Source organism: Aquimarina sp. Aq107, from assembly GCF_943733665.1.
In the GTDB taxonomy this organism is placed as follows: Bacteria; Bacteroidota; Bacteroidia; order Flavobacteriales; family Flavobacteriaceae; genus Aquimarina.
In genome coordinates this window covers 4,183,261-4,196,846 of the sequence record NZ_OX030782.1, presented here as the reverse complement: position 1 = coordinate 4,196,846, position 13,586 = coordinate 4,183,261, and the positions used below count along the sequence as shown (strand labels likewise).

Below are 13,586 nucleotides of genomic sequence, written 5' to 3'. Positions count from 1 at the left end.
GATATATAAAAGTTATTTTTCTTTTTGAAGAATGTTCCATTCGATTTCTTTTTCTTTTGCAAAATTTTGAATTTCTGTCATTCCGATTTCTTTTCTTCTATGGTTAATATATTCTGGTTTTTCAATTGGGAAAAACATTGGTTTTTTACCAGAATTATAATCTATTTGAGTGCCGTAAATTTGAGGCTTATCTGAATTTACAAGCATCCGATCTATAAGTCGAGCATAATGTGTTCCTCGAGATTCTTTTTTCAATACAGATGCCTTTAATAATGGAGCATATTTTTCTTTAGAAGAGACGGAGCCATGTTGCAAAACACTCCATTGAGTTACATTTGCCAACCTACCTACTTGAGAAATTCCTAACCAACCAAATTTATCTATTATATCGGTTACTTGTTTTTCGAGAATCTTATCTTGAGTTTCTACAACCTCCCAGAAATATTCATACGCCTCAGAGTCTTTTCCCAGTTTTTCTTCTGCTTCTAGATAGATACGTCGGAAAGTTTGGTCTTTCATAAATATAGTTTCCAATGTATTTTTTAGTGAATCTAATTGTTGTTTAGAAGGATTTTTGTGTTCTATAGTCGTTTGCGAACACATAACAGTTGTTATGAAAATACATAGTAATAAGCTTAGATGTTTCATCGTTAGTATTTAAATGAAAACAAATATAACTATATTTTTAGTTCAAACTATTTTTTTAGTTTGAAAAAACATAGTTTATTTTTGAAAAATGAATTATTATGTGGATTATGAGAGTTTTGTAGTAAGGATTGATTCCTTCTACCAGCCATCAATTACGCACTGTAAAGAGTATGGTTCGGTTTCTGATAAAGGAATTTCTTCTAAAGTATCCTCTAAATAATTCCCTTCTGCTGTTCCTGTTACGTTTTGAAAACGATATGACCAACAAAATCTAAGATTTGGATGTGCATTAGAATAGGTTACTAAATTGTCTTTCAATATTGCATTTTCAAAATCGCTAAAAGCTAAAAAGTAACCTAAAAATTTGTTTCTTCGAACATCTGCATCGGAACTTTTGTACATATACATTCCACAACTATTACAAACATTATCATGCACAAAAGTAGCTCTGTTATGACCTTTATCACCTCCACTAGAATATTGAATATATCCTAATCTTCCATTAACAGAACCTGAAAGCATGGTGATAGTGTTTCTGGCAATAATATTATGTGTTTTATGCCAACTTACTATTGGTCCATCCACATATGTATTATTATCTCCTTGCTCCATTACATTTTCTAAAATATATACATTTTCTCCACTAGTATTAACAATATCACCACCTGAGTTATGATGAAAATAATTGTTTTGTATTAATATATCTTCATCAATACGTCCAGGTCCTTCAATATCAACTCCAAACTGTGGAGCAGTTCCATTAATATGATGTATTTCGTTATCTCTTATTTCTATTCGCTTACCACCTACAATAGAAATGCCTTGACGTCTATTGTTATAAATATTGTTTTTTAGAAACGTTACATCATTAGAGTCTAGTACTAAAGACCCATCACCTGTTAAATCTTGAATTTGCATGTTTTCAACAAGAACTCTGTTATTTGTATTCCAAACACATATTCCATGACCTTCATCGTGTGCTATTTTTCCATCAGAATCGCGAGGAGTAAAAACATGTGTGTCTCGATCTCCTTTGATTATACCATCACGAATAGTTATATTGTCCCCATTGAGACTAATTACACAATAATTCCATTTATTGTTGGTAGCCATTTCTAAGATAGCTCCTTCTCTAAAAATAAATTCGGTATTTCCATGTATTTCGATACCTCCCTGATATATATCATTGACTTCTTCACCGATTAAGTATGTTCCTTCGGGTAATATCACTCTATTATATCCTTCCTGATGTGCCCAATCAATAGCTGCTTGTAAATTGGTTGTAGTTTTTATAGGATCCGTACGATTATTTGGAATATCCCACTGATTTACATTAATAATATATTCTGAATTATTAGTTGTAGTTGGTAGTTCAGCATCAAATGTCATTATTGGCAATCCATTAGCATCTAAGTCTTCTTGATCAGCTCCATATTCTGAAATTTCATTTGTGGAGTTTAAGCTTTCATTGCTACAAGATAAAATGAAAATAAAAACTATGGCAAGTATAGAATTTGATAAATTCTTCATGGGTTTATATTTGGAATAAATATGATTTATGTTATTTGCTTAAATAATATAAACTATTTTACTCAATAACTGTTTTTTTAGTTAATTGTTATATTGAAAAATATTTTTGATGAAGGTGAGGTTTTTGCCTGGATTTAATACGTTTAACTTTTTTTTCAATACTAAATAGTTGAATGTAATCTGGAACTTTTTACCACATTTTATAACTACTTGTTAGATTGCTGATAAAAATCGATTGCTTTTAAATAATTTTGTGCGCCTATTTTGGTTTGATCATATATGAAACCGTCTAATTCTGGATGATTTTTTTTGACCCAATTTACCATTTGGCTTCTCTTAGTATTCCAGAGCTTAAAATCAGAGTCCATTTCTATATTTTTGATTTTAGAAATTTTTTGATTTTTGATTTCTATTACTTCCGTAGAGACTAGAGGTTTTTGGTTCAGAAATTTAATTCTAGTACACGTTTTGGAGATACTTATTTCTACGTTGTTATCCATTTCTTTAATGGCTAATATTTCATATTTCGGATTGAATACGGAGTCCCATTGAAAGAATTGATAGTAATCGTTTTTGGAATAGTTCATATTATAATCACCTTCGGTAATAGTGATACTATCTCCAATAAATTCTGATAACTCAGAATAGTTACTATGGTTCAGTTGATTGTAAAAATCCTTAACTAATTGTGTGTTATTATTTCTTGAGCAACCGTTAAGAGAAAAAATGCAAACAAATAAAATTAAGAAACCGACTATTGTTTTAAACCTTATCATATTGTTATTTCTCTAATCCCTTTTTTAATACTTCTTGAATTCCGGATAAATGTTCGCTAAACTGCATCATCTGTGCTAATACCTGTGCCATCTCGTTTTTATCGCCAAACCCTTTTAGTTTATTATTTTTTACAAAAGTTTCCTTGATTGTTTTCCAACGTACAGTTTCTTCATCAGCAATAGTGTTGGTTAATTCTTTGTATTTAAGAAGGTTTGCTTCAGCAGCGCTGGTCAATGTCTGAGATTCATTTTCATAATGAGATAGGAGTAAGGTTTGCAATTCTTTCTCATTCATAATAGGAACTACTTTGGCAACTAGTTTACTCATATCACGATAGGATCCTTGTAATTTAAACGAAGGTTCAGTTCGATAAGAATCTTCCATCGCTGCGGATTTAATATAAGTGGCGTTTACTTGCATTACTGTATTTCGAATTGTCACTACTTTTTCTAATACCGCTAGATAATCCTGTACTTCCTGTTTGGTATGATTTCCTTGTAATTCTATGCCTTCTTGCGTTCCAGATTCAACCATTTCAATTAAGCCATAAATATCTTCGAAATACTTACTGCTCAACTGATGCAAAACTGAATTAGAAGTTAATGTATTTTCGATCAGACTTAACTTAAATAAATCTGCTGTATCACCAATAATATCTCCTAGATTATAGATGTCAGCTCTATTGGCTAACATATCAGGAATCTGGAATTTGTCTCCGCTTTCAGTATATGGGTTTCCTGCCATAATCACACAGAATTTCTTACTACGTAAATCATAAGTTTTAGGATTTCCGTTGTAGACTCCTTCAATTTTACGGGTACCATCCGCTAGTGAAATAAATTTCTGTAAAAACTCGGGATTACAATGCTGAATATCATCTAAATATAACATTACATTATTACCCATTTCGAAGGCTAAATTCAATTTTTTCAGCTCTTCTCTTGCTGCAGAATTAGTAGCCGCCATAGGATCTACAGAAGTAACTTCATGACCGATAGCAGGCCCATTAATTTTCATAAATACTAATCCTAATCGATTAGCCATATATTCCATCAATGTCGTTTTACCATAACCAGGAGGCGAAATTAATAATAGCATTCCCATTCTATCCGTTCGCTTATTGTCGCCAACGCTTCCCAATTGTTTTGCAAGATTATCACCAAATAATGGTAAATAAACTTGATCAATTAATTTGTTACGCACAAAAGATGATAGTACTCTAGGTTTAAATTCCTCAAGTTTAAGATCTGATTTTAAGTTTTCGGTTACTGCGTGTTTTGCTTCACGATATCTTTCGAATGCCGGAACTTCTATAGTAGTGAAATCTGATAATTGAGTAATAAATTGATGGTAATTAAAGTCAAAGTTACCATCATCAATAGTAGGGTGACTCCCTTTTAAACTTTCTATTATTTGTGAAGGATTTACATGTACTACTTCTGAAACCGACTCCTTTTTGTATAATAGAATACATACAATTTCTTGTGCATATTCAATTTTCTTAGGATGATGTGTTTTTAGATAGGCAGTTACCCATTGTAATGCTAAACGTATTAAATCTTTCTGATTTTTTTCATTCGTCAATTCTAATGACTTCTTAAATTTGATAAGTACCTTTTTCTTCTTTAATTCGGTTAGGAAAGAATCGTGTAATTCATTTGCAGTTTGACTAATGCAAAAGATGTCATCCTTTTGTAATTCATCAAAAAGATAATTGCTAATAATATTACTATATTTTTTATCAAATAACTTGACCTCTTCAACAAAAATCATAATTTCGTTTTCTAAGTCTTTAAGCACAGTTTGATATTCTGTACTATCGGAGAAGATTTTTAAAACTTCTCCAGAGGCTTTGATGGTATCATTCCAATATGATTTCTTTTCAGTTTCTAAACTATTCCAAAAATATTGCGCATACGATCGAGATAGTGAGTCGTATCGTAATAAACCGAGATCATGATTTTTACTTACTAAAACTTTTAGAATCATTGCTGCATCTTCGTCATGAACTCCTTTTACGTATCCCTCTGCATAGTTTTTACTACTTTCGGATTTTATAAGTTCCAACAATTCATTTTCACCTAAATTGGTTAGCTCATCTTTTTTAGTAGTGAACAATTTGTACGCTAAATACGCAGAACGATATATCTCTTGGTTTTCCGAAATTAGTTCTTGATCCCAATATTTTTTAGACTTTAATAATGTCTCATTTTTAATTTCTTGATAAAAATCAGTCCCTGTTAGATGGTATTGTAACGTACTATCTTTATATACAATTGTTAGATCTAGTGGTTGTTTGTTTACACCAAACTTATGTTTTCCAAGTTTTATAATATTTTCACCATCTTCATAAAGATCTTGTTTGTCTTTAAGTTTTCTTGTTGCATCTTCTTTAGCAACTTTTAAAGCAGTTTCAATAGTCTCTGCTTTACCCGCATCATCTAACTCCATTAGATTAGTAATGATATCTCGGAGTTTGTTGATCATTAGGTCAGATGCAAAATATCCATTAATATCAGCTGTAGAGTCAAAACTTAAAGCTTTTTTGGTTACACCTTTTAATATTCGGTTTGCTGCATTTTCAAGAGCAACAGCTTTTTTGTTTCTAGCTTCGATCAAGCTATTTTTTCTAGCTTCAAAGGCATTGTATACTTCTTCGCGTTTTTCAATGATCTGAGTGATAAACTCTTCGAAATCCGCAAACCTTCCTTCTAAATCTTCTAATTGTACAGATACTTTATTTAATAACTCGTCTGTCTTTTCGGGAGTGTTTGCTATATCGAGATAGTTAATAATGCTCTGATCTACAAGTTTTAACTGAGCGGCAAATTCGGCATTAGCCTCTTTACTTCCCAATGATTTTATTTTATTCTTGATACCAGCTTTGAGCTGATTAATAGTTGCAAAAATTAAAGAGATATTATCAATAATTTTGGTAGAATGCGAAGTGTCTTCGATTTGTAGATTTGACACAATATCAATCAACATTTCCAGATCTTTAGCAATTTGATTTACTTCATCTTCTAGTTTTTTAGCATCTATTACTTTTTTGATGGTTTCCAGCTCTTGTTGCTTTTCTTCTACTCGAGCATGATATGGTAATAATGCTTTATCATCAAGTAGAAATTGTACACAACGCTTAGAGATTTTATCGGTTTGTTCTGCAATTTCAGTTTCAAGATCTGTAATAAATTGTTTGTCAATGTACCGTATATCATTTAAACCAATAACTTCTCCACGTAAAGTTCGCAGTTGAGATAATACCTGTACAAAATCATCAATAGAGCGAAATGAACTGCTTTTTATCTTACCAAAAATACCTTCTGCCGCTGTTTTTGTTTCTTTAGTTACATTGGCTGCAGTTCTTCTAAGTTGTATTACTTTTTCGAACTCATCTATAGCCGCATTTGCTGCATTGCTAATTTCTCCTAAAGGAACATCTAGTCGACATGTGTCATCTTCTCTAATCCAATAATAACTATCTATTATATCACTAGAGGACTTGGCCAAATCATCATACAATCCATCATAGTTATCCTCTTTGTTTAATAATGTAATGAGGGCGTGACATTCTGCCATTGCCTTTACAATATCTTTATTACCAATTTTATATAGTAAAGTGTCGGTATGTTCTGAAGGGATTTCATTTCCTTTTAAGAAGGGCGTTTGCCATATCTGAATAACATGGTGTTTAGTTTGCTCATCTTCTGTTTTGAAATAGCATAACTCTCCACCTTCTAAAATTGTGAAACCATTACAGATAATAGGAGTTTTTACTTCTTGTTCTATTACATTGTAAGACATTAAGGTATATAAGCCTTTTTCACTTTCATAGAATACATATAAGAAGTCCTCTCCATTTGGCGAACTGATTTTTTGTTGAAATTGAACATCAGAAACTTCATTGGTGAATAGTTTTACTTCTCCAGATTGTAAATAGTATCCATTTGGATATATAATTCCTTGATCATCTGGTAATAATACACAGGCATCCTTAATACATTCAATTTTTTTAACCTCTTGTACTTTATGATTGTATACAAAATATCTAGGAGCTTCTTGGAATGGTTTAATCTCTAACGCAATTAAATTACCAAGATTGGCATATCGGTACTGGCCATCATCAAGTGTCTGATCTACATGTTCTACTGCCTCGTCATATATTCCTTTTCCATCATCCGTATTATCTTCTATTTTAATGGTAAGATCTCCACCTACAGTTTCTACAAATACTTTATCTAAAATTGAAATATGTGGGTGTGTTCCATACCGATGCATATCACGTGTGACTTCGACCCATTCAAATTCATATTGTTTTGGAAATTTAAATTCATGTTCACTACGATTATCTACATAGGTAAGTGTGTCTTCGTTTATTAACCATTTAAAGGTCTTTATGTCAGAAACACTTTCGCTTAGTTGAAAGACCATATGCAGGTAATTACCAACTATAGCGAATTTGGAGAAGATGGTGTTTCTGTAGTATTTATATAAATTGGTGAAATCATCAATGAAAATGGCATCATTGATAAGATCTAATTTTTTATTTATAAAATGATCATCAGCGTAAGTGTATATGCTAAATACATCATCTAATTTTATTTCCGTTCGTAATCCAAAATGTACATTGTATCCAAAAAGGCAAAATTTACCTATAGTTACAATATCTCTTGCAATACAGTTGTTTTCTGTATTGATACGATTATTAGCAATAAGCTTTGTTTCGACACTACCAAAAACCTCTTTTCTTGCATCATTTAATTGTGTTAAACGGTTTTGGAGTTCTCCTTTTTGTTTTTGCAAACGGTTTTGGATGATCTCGTAGGTTCCGCCGTCTAGTTGTATGTTATTCGTTTTGGTTTCTTCCATAGTTGTTACTCTACGTTTTGTTAGCGTTGATTAAAGTTTGCCAATTTTTTTCAAAGCTTCAGAAAGTTTTTCAGGTTTATTGGTACCTATTAATAATTTCTTGTTGTTTTGGAATTCTAATCCTATATTTCCAGAAATATTAAATGCTTTCCCTTTTCCTCTAATATTCATTCTTATTCCCCATCCACCATATTCATATATTGGGTCATATTTTCTAATATATAATTGTTTAATACTATCCCAATCATACTGTTTAAATTTAATATGAAATGGAAAAAAACGGATATAAATTCCGTCATCTTTGATTTGCGTTTCTAACTTCATCAAAGCAAAAATCAAAATTACTAATACAAAAGAGGAAGCAGTGATTAAAAGGGTAGTAGTTCCTACATCTTTGTTGTTAAATAGATAGAGTAAAGCTACGATTCCAGAAACAAGTATTGACACCCATAACCAAGATTGGCTAAACTTTTGCTTCTCTGTATAATGAATGTCAGTTGTCATATCTCTTGTTTTTGTAAAGATTTTTATTTAATCTTTAGTTCCGATGTCACGCTGAGTTTACAAAACTATTTCTTGAGTTTAATTTTCTCAATTCTAGAATTTGTAGGTTTTTCAGAATCATAAATTATCATAACAGAATCTCCTACTTTGCCAGTTTTAGAGAAATACGCATCGTGCTCGTGTCTTGAAATCTCCTGTGTTTTCGAGTAATCTTTATTCTTAACTGTGTATTTGTATTTGATATGAATATTCTCTACAGTAGGTGAGAATTCATTGTCAATTTTGTTTGTCGAAATTTTTTCTATTACCGCGATTGTGCTAGTACCATTTTTTATCAACCCTTCTTTTTTATAATAGGTGTTGAATGCTAATACTCCTACTGCGATAAATAACACTGCGATTAATCCTAAAAATTTTTTATTCATATTTCTTTTTTTTGTTACATATAAATGAAAAGCTATATCAAGGTCTCTTTTTCTTTAGGAAAAGAACTTATAATTGAAATTTAAAATGTTCTATATATTATCAATGTTATAATTAAACCTATCACTAATCCAAAACCAATCAATCTTCTTTTAAATAATCTTCTTTTTTGATGGTTTAATTTATCTCTAATTTCTTACAATTGTTCTTCAGAAATAGGTTCTACTTTGATCCCTTTACTTTCTTCGTCACTTTCTGTCCATCCGTCATAGGCTTTTCGTTCTTTTCTTCTACTGTTTTTAAGAAGATTACTTAGATTATGGCCATATCCTCCCATAACTAAACTATGTATATTATGAAGGATGTAATAAGAACTACCAAAAACACAGAAACTATTAATTGCTTTTTAAAAACTGTTAATCTTTGTTTTTTTAGCTTATCTCTGATTTCTTTCAAAGTTTCTTCAGAAACGGGCTCTATTTTAATGCCTTGACTTTTGGTGTCTATAGTGCCGCTTATATTACTAAATGCTTCTCTTCTATTTCTTCGATCATTAAATTTAATCGAAGCAACCATGGCTGCTATGCTCATAATTAAACCGTATTTAAAAGTTAAACAAATCCCATCTAGTCAATCACTCGCTACCCCAAAGAGAGTTCGAGACTTTCTGGGATTGACTTTTATGGGTCTAAAAATGTATGTATGATGGTATTCATAAAGTATTGCAGATTCCTACTGTTTTATTTCCACATTTAAGCGGATTTAATTCTCCTCCAAATAAAGGAGGAGAATTTTTATGAATGTTATTTCAATTTCTGGTCTGATAACCCTAGTCCTTTTGCTAGATTAAACAGGTTACTGAATAAAGTGTTTTCTTCTTCATTGTTAGATTTCTGTTTTAGATCCATCAAAATGTTAGCGATTGTAAGGTTTTTGATATCTTCTGATGATACTCCGTATTTAGTAGCAAATTCTTTTACTTTTTCTAAAAGGTTTCCTTTTACATCATCACTTCCTAAAATAGCATCTTTTACATCCTGAATATTATCAGAGTGTTTTACCAGTCTGTCAAATCCTTTGGCCTTAGTTATTTGACCAACTATTTGATCAAAGAACATAGTTTCTCCACCTACAATATCGATGTTGGCAGCTTTAAGTGCTTCTCCGATTACTTCTGCCTGCGCATCTGCAATTTCTTTTTGGATGTTTATTTCAGCCAAGTCTACTTGTAATTCTTTGTCTAATCGCAATTTAAACTCTTCGTGTTCTTTACCAACACCATCAAGTTTTTTCATAGCTTCTGCTTTCTCTTCGATTCCGGCAGCATCTGCAATTGCTTTTTCTTTAATTACTTCAGCTTCTGCTAATCCTTCTTCCTTGATTGCTTCAGCTTTAGCTAATATACCAGCCGCTTCAGCCTTCGCTTTTTTCTCTATAATATTTGCTTCTACTAATCCTTGACGTTCGTTAGCATCTGCTTTTGCATGCATTACTTGTGCTTCAGACATACCAATAGTCGCTTCTTCTTTGGCAGTTGCTTCAGCAAGTGTTTTACGAGCTTCAGCTTCTTTTTCACTAGCTTCTTTTTGTGCTTGTGCCTCGATATTAATTTCTTCTGCTTTTTGCTTAGCTGCTTCTTTTTGCGCTTCAGCAGCTTTGATTGTAGTAATCAATGCTTCTTCTGCATTCGCTTCTGCAATAGTAATTTTTACTTGTTTCTCACGATCAGCAGTTTTAAAAGCCTCTATATCTTTCATGTTTTCTTGCTCTTCTACCACACCTTTTTCTAAGGTTACGCGATCACGGATTACATCTTGTATGTTTTTCTTCTCAACTTCTACAACTTTTTCTTTTTCGATCTGAGCTAAGGTTACAATACGCTCACGTTCTGTAGCCTCTAACATTCTGTCTTTTTCTACTCTTTCCGTTTCTACCGCATCCGTACGTTGCTTATTTTTCTCTGCAACTATTATCTGGCGCTGCATATTTTCTTCGGCAACTTTTACTTTTTCTTCTGTAGCAATACGAGCAGTTTCAGATTTTAAACGTTCTTCTTCAGAAACCTTTAATATTTCTGCTTCTTCGCGTGCTTTGATATTTGCTATTTCTCTTCGTTGTTGTTCTTCTTTCTCAGCTAATTGTTTATCTAATTCTAAAATTGCTTCGCGAGCTTCTACATCTTGTTTACGAATTACTTTTTCTTCATCACGTTTGATGAGGTTAGATTTTACATTCTGGGCAGCGGTTAATTCTGTAATCTTTTTAATACCTTCTGCATCCAAAATATTATCAGCTTTCATTACGCTAAGTGATGTTTGTTCTAAATCATCAATCGCACAGTCATCAAGAATATATCCATTTAGATCTGTACCTATAATATTTACAATTTCATCTCTAAATTCACGTCTCGCTTCATATAATTCTACAAATTCGAATTTCTTACCAACAGTTTTTAATGCCTCAGAGAATTTAGCATCGAATAGATTTCTTAGTACATCAATTTCCGAAGCTCTGGCACATCCTATGGTTTGAGCAACATTAATTATATCTGCTTTTGATTTATTAACCCTTACGAAGAATGCTACTTTAATATCAGCCCTAATATTGTCTTTACAAATAAGCCCGTTTATACCAGTTCTTTCTATTTCTAGCTTCTTCACAGAAATATCCATTATTTCCATTTTGTGAAGCACAGGAACTACTAAACCGGCATTAAAATATACTTTTGTTCCACCAGCTCCGGTTCTTACAAGTACTTTCCCCTGGATTATTTTTTTATACATGGAAATGATCCAGACGATCAATCCAAAAGTAACTATTACTATAGCTACTAAAACTATCAATGATGATTTCTCTAACATATTAATTTAAATTTTTGTCGGTTATTATGATTGAAATTTTTCTATTAAATAATATTTTTTGTCCTTAGATTCGTTGACAATTAAAGCTTCTTCTCCAGAAGAGATAGATACTCCTTTGAATCCTTTTGCTTGAACTCTTATCGGATCTCCTTTTACTATTACTTCAATCTGTCCTAGTTTTTCTCCTGATACGGGAGATTTTACAATGCATCTGCGTCCTAGAAAATCTATTTCTTCTTCACCCTTATGATCAATCATACGATACAATTTGGCGATAGGTTTAGTTAGAAGTTTAGTGATAAAAAGACTTACAATTAAATTTGGAACTAGCATTATAAAGCCAACCAAATTAGACTGCCAGCCAAACGTATGTGTTATATTTATTGAGATGAACCACATTGAAAAGAATAAAGTAGTTAACATAAACATCAAAGGCAGCTCATCAAAATTGAAATACCTTAAGAATTGTATACCAACGCTTTCTGCCTGAGCCTCTGCATTGATATTTTTTTGAGGTAAATCAACATCTGGATTATAATTATCTAGATCTGCATCCATATCCGCGTCTAGATCTATGTCTGTTGATGCATCAAAATCTACATCAAAAAAGTCCAGGTCTAATCCTGTAAGTATTGTTAAAATCCAATATAGCAGTAATGCTAAACACATTATTGAAAAAAATGCGTTAACTGGCGAAAATGCTATTTCTACTAATTCTTTCAATGTTTTAGTTGTTTAGTTAATTAATAGTTCTTTAGTTATCCCTCTTTTCAAAATCTTCCGTTTGATATATCTTAATTCTTCTAATCGCTAAACATACCAGGATTACTAAGATGAATGCCCAAAACAGTATTACAAATAGTGCTTCCATAACTCAATCATTTAAGTTTTACTGCTGTCCCATATGCTAAGATTTCTGATGCGCCTTGCATCACCATGGAAGTAGTTAGCCTCACATTAATAACTGCGTCCGCTCCTAATCGTTGCGCATCTTGATTCATTCGCTGTAATGCTTGTTCTCTAGATTGTGCTTGCAATTTGGTGTACTCTTCAATTTCACCACCAACTATGTTTTTTAGCCCTGCAAAAACATCTCTACCAATATTTCTTGCTCTCACTGTACTTCCTCTTGCTATTCCTAAAATTTGAATTACTTCTTTATTAGGTATCTTTTCTGTCGTAGATGTTACCATGATTTATTAGTTTTTTTGTTAATACTTTGTCGATTGGACTAAAAGTGGCTGATTATTAATTACTTCTATTTCTTTTTGTCATTCAGACCTAATTGCTCTTTTAGCTTAGCTAAATCATCTTCTGCATTTGTTTTTGTGATATCAACCGCTTTGTCAAGTTCTTCATCAATGGATTTTGACGCATTAGCAATATCTCCATAAGCTTCAGCGAGTGCTTCTTCTTGATTTACTTTATCTTTCATTCTTTCTAACATAGAAACAGTACTAGAACTATCTATTTCCGCCATTTGCTTATTTACGTTTTTAGTAGCTGCAGATACTTTTACTCTTGCCTTTAGAGTTTTTAACTCATTTTCCCATTTGCTTATGTTTTGTTTTATCTCATCTACATTTTTTTCTAATTGAGACACTGAGCCTTCGAATTTTTCTGTTTCCCCTTTACCACGTGTTGCGTGCTGTAAGGATTCTTCTTTTTTAATCAATGCTTCTTTTGCTAATCGGTCTGCTTCCGCACTGTCTAGATCTCCACTTTGCGCTTTTTTAAGAATAAGCATCGCTTTTTGCTGATAATCTTCGGCTTTTGCGGTAAACTCTTCGGTATCATTTTTAGATCGAATAGCTAAAGCTTTTACTTGTGCTAAAGCTTCTAGACTTTTTTCGAGATCAACCTTCATATCCCGTATTCCTTGTTCGGTCATTTTGATTGGATCTTCCATCTTATCTATAGCAGAATGTGCTTCTGCTTCACCTATTTTAAATAGTCTTTTGAAAAAGTTCATAA

At 32.0% G+C, this 13,586-nt stretch carries 12 protein-coding genes; all 12 read right to left on the bottom strand.

All coding sequences use genetic code 11. The features are described 5' to 3' along the window. Window positions 1-12: 12 nt before the first annotated feature. The 12 genes from NMK29_RS18225 to NMK29_RS18170 all read right to left on the bottom strand — a co-directional run bounded on the left by NMK29_RS18225 (window position 13) and on the right by NMK29_RS18170 (window position 13,584). Window positions 13-648 (bottom strand): DUF6624 domain-containing protein, encoded by a 636-nt coding sequence (locus NMK29_RS18225; RefSeq protein ID WP_159092125.1) that lies wholly within the window; start codon window positions 646-648, stop codon window positions 13-15. 138 nt (window positions 649-786) lie between these two features. Continuing rightward, complete coding sequence (locus NMK29_RS18220) at window positions 787-2,178, bottom strand: right-handed parallel beta-helix repeat-containing protein (protein WP_108802276.1); 1,392 nt, start codon at window positions 2,176-2,178, stop codon at window positions 787-789. Between the two features lie 206 nt (window positions 2,179-2,384). Continuing rightward, complete coding sequence (locus NMK29_RS18215; RefSeq protein WP_108802275.1) at window positions 2,385-2,954, bottom strand: hypothetical protein; 570 nt, start codon at window positions 2,952-2,954, stop codon at window positions 2,385-2,387. Between the two features lie 4 nt (window positions 2,955-2,958). Next, a complete protein-coding gene (locus NMK29_RS18210; protein WP_108802274.1) occupies window positions 2,959-7,824 on the bottom strand; it encodes a DNA repair ATPase in 4,866 nt (1,621 codons plus the stop codon). Window positions 7,825-7,854: 30 nt separating this feature from the next. Continuing rightward, complete coding sequence (locus NMK29_RS18205; protein WP_108802273.1) at window positions 7,855-8,328, bottom strand: hypothetical protein; 474 nt, start codon at window positions 8,326-8,328, stop codon at window positions 7,855-7,857. A 65-nt stretch (window positions 8,329-8,393) separates the two neighbouring features. Further along, a complete protein-coding gene (locus NMK29_RS18200) occupies window positions 8,394-8,753 on the bottom strand; it encodes a DUF3592 domain-containing protein (protein ID WP_108802272.1) in 360 nt (119 codons plus the stop codon). 194 nt (window positions 8,754-8,947) lie between these two features. Further along, window positions 8,948-9,088 carry a hypothetical protein gene (locus NMK29_RS18195; protein WP_159092124.1) on the bottom strand — a complete coding sequence of 47 codons (141 nt, stop codon included), beginning with the start codon at window positions 9,086-9,088 and terminating at the stop codon, window positions 8,948-8,950. Window positions 9,089-9,090: 2 nt separating this feature from the next. Beyond that, on the bottom strand, window positions 9,091-9,342 hold the full coding sequence (locus NMK29_RS18190; protein WP_155839690.1) for a hypothetical protein: 252 nt from the start codon (window positions 9,340-9,342) through the stop codon (window positions 9,091-9,093). Between the two features lie 212 nt (window positions 9,343-9,554). Then, a complete protein-coding gene (locus tag NMK29_RS18185) occupies window positions 9,555-11,612 on the bottom strand; it encodes a flotillin (RefSeq protein ID WP_108802271.1) in 2,058 nt (685 codons plus the stop codon). A 24-nt stretch (window positions 11,613-11,636) separates the two neighbouring features. After that, on the bottom strand, window positions 11,637-12,335 hold the full coding sequence (locus tag NMK29_RS18180; protein ID WP_159092123.1) for an OB-fold-containig protein: 699 nt from the start codon (window positions 12,333-12,335) through the stop codon (window positions 11,637-11,639). Window positions 12,336-12,490: 155 nt separating this feature from the next. Continuing rightward, a complete protein-coding gene (locus NMK29_RS18175) occupies window positions 12,491-12,805 on the bottom strand; it encodes a YbjQ family protein (RefSeq protein ID WP_027393402.1) in 315 nt (104 codons plus the stop codon). A 65-nt stretch (window positions 12,806-12,870) separates the two neighbouring features. Further along, window positions 12,871-13,584 (bottom strand): PspA/IM30 family protein, encoded by a 714-nt coding sequence (locus tag NMK29_RS18170; RefSeq protein ID WP_108802269.1) that lies wholly within the window; start codon window positions 13,582-13,584, stop codon window positions 12,871-12,873. Window positions 13,585-13,586 lie beyond the last annotated feature (2 nt).

Excerpts from the sequence above, each read along its gene's own strand:
- NMK29_RS18185 (WP_108802271.1), bottom strand. The coding sequence starts at position 11,612 with ATGTTAGAGAAATCATCATTGATAGTTTTAGTAGCTATAGTAATAGTT.
- NMK29_RS18190 (WP_155839690.1), bottom strand. The coding sequence starts at position 9,342 with ATGAGCATAGCAGCCATGGTTGCTTCGATTAAATTTAATGATCGAAGA.
- NMK29_RS18225 (WP_159092125.1), bottom strand. The coding sequence starts at position 648 with ATGAAACATCTAAGCTTATTACTATGTATTTTCATAACAACTGTTATG.
- NMK29_RS18200 (WP_108802272.1), bottom strand. The coding sequence starts at position 8,753 with ATGAATAAAAAATTTTTAGGATTAATCGCAGTGTTATTTATCGCAGTA.
- NMK29_RS18215 (WP_108802275.1), bottom strand. The coding sequence starts at position 2,954 with ATGATAAGGTTTAAAACAATAGTCGGTTTCTTAATTTTATTTGTTTGC.
- NMK29_RS18210 (WP_108802274.1), bottom strand. The coding sequence starts at position 7,824 with ATGGAAGAAACCAAAACGAATAACATACAACTAGACGGCGGAACCTAC.
- NMK29_RS18195 (WP_159092124.1), bottom strand. The coding sequence starts at position 9,088 with ATGGGAGGATATGGCCATAATCTAAGTAATCTTCTTAAAAACAGTAGA.
- NMK29_RS18170 (WP_108802269.1), bottom strand. The coding sequence starts at position 13,584 with ATGAACTTTTTCAAAAGACTATTTAAAATAGGTGAAGCAGAAGCACAT.
- NMK29_RS18220 (WP_108802276.1), bottom strand. The coding sequence starts at position 2,178 with ATGAAGAATTTATCAAATTCTATACTTGCCATAGTTTTTATTTTCATT.
- NMK29_RS18175 (WP_027393402.1), bottom strand. The coding sequence starts at position 12,805 with ATGGTAACATCTACGACAGAAAAGATACCTAATAAAGAAGTAATTCAA.
- NMK29_RS18205 (WP_108802273.1), bottom strand. The coding sequence starts at position 8,328 with ATGACAACTGACATTCATTATACAGAGAAGCAAAAGTTTAGCCAATCT.